The sequence below is a fragment of the Succinimonas sp. genome, from assembly GCF_045225735.1.
Taxonomy (GTDB): domain Bacteria; phylum Pseudomonadota; class Gammaproteobacteria; order Enterobacterales; family Succinivibrionaceae; genus Succinimonas.
This window is the reverse complement of sequence record NZ_JBGVBR010000085.1, coordinates 1-7,222: the sequence shown is the minus strand read 5'-3', so window position 1 is coordinate 7,222 and position 7,222 is coordinate 1. Positions and strand designations below refer to the sequence as shown.

Here is a 7,222-nt window from a genome sequence, read left to right as displayed (position 1 = left end):
ACTGCATCGCTATCTTAACCGCTTCAAGGAAGGAAAGATGACCAAAGAAGCAGCTGCCAAAAAGCTTGACATGACTCTTGCGCAATTTGAGACGCTCTTCTGCTAAAACTGAAATTTTGACCTAATCAAGCTTTGAGGTTAACATAACCGACAAGATTCACTGCGCCGGGATCAGCTTAACCGCTTTTCATTTTTCAGAAAAAGCCGGGGTTCTGAAGTTCCTGTCTTCTTCCCTGATATCTTTTCCCCGGCCGGTTTTTCGGAACATATCTTATTATTCCTGAGCCGCCCTTTCCGGGGCTATCTCCCTAAACATGATCATCCTTGAGCGTCTTGTCCCGGAGACACTTTGAGCTCACGCCGGAAGCAATAAAAAAGGGCAGAAACTCAAAGTCTGCCCTTCTCTTGTTCACCAGGAAATCACTTTACTCCTGAGCCGCGGGATCTCCGGTTTCGGGCTGAGCCTCGGCAGCATCAGAAGGAGCTGCTTCAGCATCATTTTCCCCTGCGGTCTCCCCGGCAGGATTTTCTCCGGCGCTGTTTTCCGGAACCTCTCCTGACGCCGCTCCGGCTTCGCCTTCGGGAGCATTAAGGCCCCTGATTTCAGCATCGTTTTCCAGATCCTCGCCCAGCACCTTCTCCACGGCAATGAGCTCGGAGTTCTCCCCGATGTTGATCAGCTTAACGCCCTGAGAGAAGCGGCCGCAAACACGGATCTGCTCTACCTTGGTACGGATCAGAATGCCATCGCTGGTAATGAGCACGATCTGGTCGTTCATCTGAGCCTGCAGCACTCCCACCACCTGAGCCTGCTTGCCGTTATGCTGCGTGAGCTTAATGGACATTACGCCCTTGCAGTTACGGTTGCAGAGACGATACCGGGAGAGCGGGGTAAGCTTGCCGAGGCCGCTGGAGGACACGGTAAGCACCATGCCGGCATCCTGCTTGAATACCACCATGGAAACCACTTCGGCCCCCGGAGCCAGCTTGATGGCGCGAACGCCGCGGGAGGCGCGTCCGGAAGGACGAATGCCCTTGGCGTCCGGAGCCGGATTCCAGTAGGAGGAAATATCCTTTTCCTGCGCTGCGGAAGCATCATCATCTCCCTCGTCGGCATCATCAGCATCGCCGGCTTCTTCCGTATCCGGGATTTCATCCTCGGCATCCTCATCGCCCTCGGCGGCTGCGGCGCCGTAGTATTCGTTAAATACGGCCGCATAGCCGTTGGATGCGAATACGCCGATAACATCCTTGCCTGCGGTAATGGCGCTTCCTGCCAGAGTATCGCCTTCCATGAATTTAATGGCCAGAATGCCGGTCTTGCGGAGATTCTTGAAGAGGGCCAGGCTGGTCTTTTTGATGAGACCTCTCTTGGTGATCAGCATAAGGTAGCGGTCTTCGTCAAACTTGTCCACCGGAAGAATGCTGATAATGCGCTCGTTTTCCTCCAGAGGCAGCAGGTTGACAATAGGCAGCCCCTTGGACTGGGATGAAGAGCTGGGCAGCTCATACACCTTCAGCGGATAGACCTTGCCGATGGAAGAGAAGCAGAGAATGGTATCGTGGGTATTAACAATGTAAATGTTATCAATAACATCCTCGTCCTTGACCTTGGCAGCCCTCTTGCCGCGGCCGCCGCGCTTCTGCTCGCGGTATTCGGCCAGAGGCTGATACTTGACGTAGCCGGTGCGGGACATGGTGATCACGGCAGTTTCCGGCACAATCAGATCCTCCATGGTGATTTCCGGACGTTCGCCCTGGATCTCGCTGCGGCGGTCATCGCCGTAGGTATCGCGGATCTCCCGGAGCTCCTTCCGGATAACCTCCACCAGCACGGAGTCGTTTTCGAGAATTTCCAGGAAGGAACGGATCTTGGCAACCAGATCCTTATAGCCGTCCTGAACCTCGTTGTACTCCATGCCGGTCAGGCGGTGCAGCGGCATGTTGAGGATGCTCTCCGTCTGCCGATCCGAGAGATGATAGAGATTGTCATGAATGCCGTAGGCCGGATCCTCCAGATCCTCCGGACGGCAGATTTCCGAACCGTCGGCGGCGCGGGCGATGAGCTCGGTCAGCAGGGAGAAATCCCAGCCGCGGTTCATGAGAGCAATCTTGGCCTCGTTCTTATTGGCGGATTCCCTGATGATCCGAATCACCTCATCGATGTTGGAAAGAACCACCAGCATGCCTTCCAGGATGTGGGCCTGAGCGCGGGAACGCTTGAGATCATGCACGGTTCTGCGGGTGATAACCTCGCGACGGTGCTTAACAAAGGCTTCCAGAATCTGCTTGAGATTCATGACCTCGGGATGACCGTCATTGAGGGCCAGCATGTTAATGCCGTAGCTGATCTGCATATTGGTGCGCTTGAACAGCTGATTCAGCAGGATTTCCGGAGCCTCGCCCTTTCTGATGCCGATAACCACCCGCACATCGTGATTCCGTCCGGAGTAGTCGTTAACCTCGGTCAGTCCTTCAATGGTCTTTTCGCGGATGCAGGCGTTAATGCGGGTTACCAGCTCCTTCTTGTTCACATTGTAGGGAATTTCATCAATGACGATGCACTGCTTTTCTCCGGGCTTGCCTTCAATGTGAGTGCGGGATCTGATGATAATGGAACCGCGTCCGGTTTCGTAGGCCTCTCGCACGCCGGACACCCCGTAGATAATGCCGCCGGTGGGGAAGTCAGGGCCCGGAACGAATTTCATGAGACCGTCAATGGTGATATTCGGATCATCGATCAGGGCAATGGTGGCATCAATAATCTCCCGCAGATTGTGGCTGGGAATATTGGTGGCCATGCCCACGGCAATGCCCGAGGATCCGTTAACCAGAAGATTCGGGAAACGGTTCGGCATGACCGAAGGCATCATTTCGGAGCCGTCGTAATTAGGCACCTGATCCACGGTTTCCTTGAAATCATTGCGGGGGCCCAGATCCTCCACCATTTCATTGGCAATGCGGGCCATCTTGATTTCGGTATAACGCATGGCCGCAGCTTTGTCGCCGTCAAGGTTGCCGAAGTTTCCCTGCCCGATTACCAGAGGATACCGGAGAGAGAAATTCTGAGCCATGCGCACCAGAGTGTCATATGCGGATGTATCGCCGTGCGGGTGGTACTTACCGATAACGTCGCCCACCACCTTAGCTGACTTTACTGTTTTTCCGGTGCTGTCATAGCCGTTCATGTACATGGAAAACAGACAGCGGCGATGCACCGGCTTGAGGCCGTCCCGCACGTCCGGAAGAGCTCTGTCCACAATTACGCTCATGGCGTAATTGATAAATGCGGTCTTTAACTGCTCGGTAATTCTTACCGGTCTGATATTCAATGGCTGAAGATGCGAATCCTCCGTCCGGGGCTGCTGCCCTTCTTCGGAAGTCTTTTCATCCTCAGGAGGATTATTATTCCCGTTATCGCTCATTTCACTGCTTCTCACAAAACAAACAAAAAATTTAACCCGCCCATTATAGCACAACCGGGGAAATTAAGCCCCGAAACCGCATGGAACGCCTTGCGGCTCATAAGCAAGGAACTCCGTCTCGGGGGCGAGGATCTGATAAAAACCTGCGAGGGAGCAAGAGGATGGAGAAATAGGAGGGAAAAGGAAACGAAAATAATGAAAAGAGTTCTCCCGGGAATATCTCCTGAAAGGTTCCGGCCGCCCCGCTATGGCTTATTTTGCGGAAAAATTCCGGGGCTCTCCCGGAGGGCGGCTGCAACGTTTTCGGAAAACCGCAAAAAGTGGTACACTTCTGAGAACGCCGGGAGACCGAGACCGGTTATCCCGCTCCCCTTCATTCTGAGACGCCCGAGAACCGCCCTTTCCCAGCGGACGCCGGGACTCAGGCGCCGCCAGCGAAATTCACATTGATTAAAGAGGTACTGACCAGATGTGGTTTAAAAGCATGAGGGTTTATCATCTTGAAGCCCCCTTTAAGTATTCCCCCGACGAACTCAACGAGCTTATTTCCAAACAGAAGTTTCAGCCCTGTCAGGGACAGGATCTGGCCCGCTTCGGCTGGACTGACGTCATGGGCAATAAGAACCAGGAGCCGGTGCTGGTGCATAAGATCGGCAATGACTATTTTTTCCGGTGCCTTTTTGAAAAGAAAATGCTCCCCTCCAGCGTGGTAAGCGAAATGCTGGCTGATAAGATCGAGGAAATCCAAAGCACCCAGGCCCGCACCGTCCGGAAAAAGGAACGGGATGACCTTAAGGCCGATATCATTTCCGAGCTTCTGCCCAAGGCCTTCCCCATTCACAAGGAGGTCTGGCTCTGGATCAACGCCCAGTACGGCTATGTGGCCATCAACACCACCAGCGGCAAGGTCTGCGATGACATGCTGGCTCTGCTGCGCAAGGGACTGGGCTCCTTCCCGGCCAAGCCCATTACCGTTAACAATGACATCAGCGTCTGCCTCACCGACTGGCTCTCCCGGGACGAGGCTCCGGACGGGGTCGTTATCGGGGACGAAACCGAACTCCGTTCTGAAAACGGCATTATCAGAGCCAAGAAGCAGGATCTCTCCAGCGATGAAATCAAAACCCACCTGGATGCCGGCAAGATGGTAACCAGTCTGGCGCTTTCCCTGAACGAGGAGATCTCCTTTATCATCGACTCCGACTTCAACTTCAAGAGAATCCGCCTTTCCGATACCGTGCTGGAGGAAAACATCACCGGCTCCGATGATCCCGCCGTGCAGATCGATGCGGATCTGGCTCTCATGTCCGGGGAATACTGCAAGATGATCCCGGCCATGATTGCGGCCTTCGGCGGTCTTACCCTGCCTCAGGCCTGATTTCAGAAGCCTGAAACAAAAAGGGAAAAGCCTTAGCTTTCCCCTCAAAAATAAATCCGGACAGCGTCCGGATTTTTTTGTGTCGCAGCAATCGCAGTACCAGCCTTAACCTCCCAGGAGGCTCAGAATCATCTGAGATCTCTGATTGGCCTGGCTCAGCATGGCCTGAGCTGCCTGCTGAATAATGTTCTGCTGGATCATGTTGGAGGTTTCCTCGGCAAAGTCGGTGTCGCGGATCCGGCTTCTGGCGGCCTCCACGTTTTCGGCAACGTTGCTCTGGTTTCTGATGGTGGATTCCAGCCGGTTCTGCACGGCGCCGAATTCCGCCCGCTTGCTGTCCACGGCGGCAATAAACTTGTCGATGTTTTCCAGCACCTTCTGCGCTCCTCCTTGGGTGCTCACATCAAAGGCCTTGCCGTCAGATCCGGAAAAGTCAGTAGCGCTGCAGTTGGCAATACCGTCCGTAATTCCCATGGCGGCTGCCAGCTCCTTTACCGACCACTTCGCAGCCGTCTCCTCCACCTCATGAGCATCCTCCCCGGTTCCTACCGTTTTGGTGAACTTCGCCGCCAGATTCATGGAAATGGTCTGATTAGCATCTGCCCCCACCTGAAAGGAGATGGTTCTGTCAGAGGCCGCTCTCTCAAAAATATTCTGTCCCCCGTAGGTGGTATCCTTGGAAATGCGGTCGATTTCGGCGCAGAGGGAAGACACCTCCTGCTGAATGGCGGTGCGGTCGGCATCGGAGTTGGTGCCGTTAGCGGACTGAAGCGCCAAGGTGCGGATTCTCTGATACATGGTGACCATTTCATCCATGGCCCCTTCCGCCGTCTGCGCGAAGGAAATGCCGTCCATGGCATTTCTGTTGCCCTGCTTTAAGCCGTTGATCTGCGAGGTGAGCCGGTCGGCAATCTGAAGGCCTGCGGCATCATCCTTGGCGCTGTTGATGCGAAGTCCTGATGCCAGTCTCTTGTAGGAGGTATCAAGAGCATTGGTGGAATTGGCCAGCATGCGCTGAGCATTGATGGACGCTATATTGGTTATATAAAGAGCCATAACAGCACCTCCGGATTTTTTCTCTCATTAAGCTTAGTCGTATCCGATACGGCGCAAAAAGATCTGCCGCCGTTTTTATAATATTAATCAGGGAGAGCACAGTCCCTCTGATCGCTTAGCGGCCAAAAAATGAGGGACTTTAATCACTTGAGGCTGAAGATGCCGGGGAAGAGAGATTTTTTTGAGCACGATCAAAAAACGCCCCAGTCAGTGTTTCTGTCAGCATCCGGCAAACATTGCGGCCCTGGCATGACGCATTACCTTACCTTTTGGTCTCGGCCCGGTAGTGAGCATCGATAAAATCTGCCACCTCCCGGAAGGAATCCCGGCTCTCCTGAAGCTCCGGCATGAAGATCTGAAAATCATGGGGCATTCCGGGATAAACGGTAAGCCGGGCATCGCCGCCGTCCATGGTGATCTTTCTTAAAAGAGCGTAAGCTTCATCCCTGAACATGTCGTACTGCCCGGTCTGAATAAGAACAGGAGGGAGTCCGGAGAGATCGGCATTTACCGGGGACAGCCGGGGATCGTCCAAGGGAAGGGATCCTGCATAGGAGGGCCGGAGCACCTCGTTATACATCCCGGGATTGGCAATAACTCCCAGCACCTGATCCCGCTCCTTATTGGTTTCCCGGGAGGGATAACTGGCAGACATGGAAGTCCATGGTGAAAACAGCGCCATGACTCCCGGCTCCGGGAGGCCCTGTTCCCGGATTCTAACCGCCAGGGCCAGAGCCAGATTGCCGCCGGCGGAATCCCCCATGACCACAATGTCCCCGGCGGCGAAGCCCTGCTCCAAAATGTAACGGTAAGCTGCGAGAGCGTCCTCCAGAGCTGCAGGGTACTGATGCGCGGGAGCGGTGCGGTAGTCAGCCATGAAGACGGTTCCGGCGGCAGCCTGTTCAAGCTGCATGAGGCCCCAGATCCGGTAAAGATCGGTGAGAGGCAGAACATAACCGCCCCCGTGAAGCTGCAGCACCGCCCGGCCGCCGGATGCTCCTTCCCGGGAAAGGGTCTCCAGCTTTGCTCCGTTCGCCGTAAACCGCCGGTGGGTAATGCCGGAGGGAGCGGCAAAGGGAGGCACCGGAACCTCTCCGGCTGCCGGATGATAGTAGCCCTTTATCCTTGCCGCAACATATTCCTGCCGGGCCTGCCCTTCCAAGGAAAGCCCTTGCTGAGAGGATGCCTCCGGAAGCGCGGAGCAGGCGGAAACAGACAGCAAAATTGCCGCAGTAATTGCAAGCATTCCTGTCCTTAACAGTCTGAACGGTTTAATTGCTGTTTTCATAAGAGGATCTCTTTTGTTATGTGTTGTTATGTATTGTTATGTGTTGTCATGCATTGGCATATCACGCTGCCATAC

At 54.5% G+C, this 7,222-nt stretch carries 4 protein-coding genes; 1 reads left to right on the top strand and 3 read right to left on the bottom strand.

Annotation, left to right across the window (positions count from 1 at the left end):
• Window positions 1-425 precede the first annotated feature (425 nt).
• Complete coding sequence (gene gyrA, locus ACJROR_RS03080) at window positions 426-3,425, bottom strand: DNA gyrase subunit A (protein ID WP_406545810.1); 3,000 nt, start codon at window positions 3,423-3,425, stop codon at window positions 426-428.
• A gap of 469 nt (window positions 3,426-3,894) precedes the next feature.
• Here gyrA and ACJROR_RS03075 point away from each other — a divergent pair, with 469 nt between their 5' ends.
• Entirely contained in the window at window positions 3,895-4,803 is a 909-nt protein-coding gene (locus tag ACJROR_RS03075; protein WP_406545809.1) for a recombination-associated protein RdgC, read from the top strand.
• A gap of 105 nt (window positions 4,804-4,908) precedes the next feature.
• On the opposite strand, the gene ACJROR_RS03070 is transcribed toward ACJROR_RS03075, so the two are convergent.
• Together ACJROR_RS03070 and ACJROR_RS03065 are read right to left on the bottom strand one after the other, a co-directional pair.
• On the bottom strand, window positions 4,909-5,859 hold the full coding sequence (locus ACJROR_RS03070) for a flagellin (protein ID WP_406545808.1): 951 nt from the start codon (window positions 5,857-5,859) through the stop codon (window positions 4,909-4,911).
• A 262-nt stretch (window positions 5,860-6,121) separates the two neighbouring features.
• Window positions 6,122-7,105 carry an alpha/beta hydrolase gene (locus ACJROR_RS03065; protein WP_406545807.1) on the bottom strand — a complete coding sequence of 328 codons (984 nt, stop codon included), beginning with the start codon at window positions 7,103-7,105 and terminating at the stop codon, window positions 6,122-6,124.
• Window positions 7,106-7,222 lie beyond the last annotated feature (117 nt).

What these genes read in the sequence shown, in the direction of transcription:
- gyrA (WP_406545810.1), bottom strand. Translation starts at nt 3,425, where the DNA reads ATGAGCGATAACGGGAATAATAATCCTCCTGAGGATGAAAAGACTTCC.
- ACJROR_RS03075 (WP_406545809.1), top strand. Translation starts at nt 3,895, where the DNA reads ATGTGGTTTAAAAGCATGAGGGTTTATCATCTTGAAGCCCCCTTTAAG.
- ACJROR_RS03070 (WP_406545808.1), bottom strand. Translation starts at nt 5,859, where the DNA reads ATGGCTCTTTATATAACCAATATAGCGTCCATCAATGCTCAGCGCATG.
- ACJROR_RS03065 (WP_406545807.1), bottom strand. Translation starts at nt 7,105, where the DNA reads ATGCTTGCAATTACTGCGGCAATTTTGCTGTCTGTTTCCGCCTGCTCC.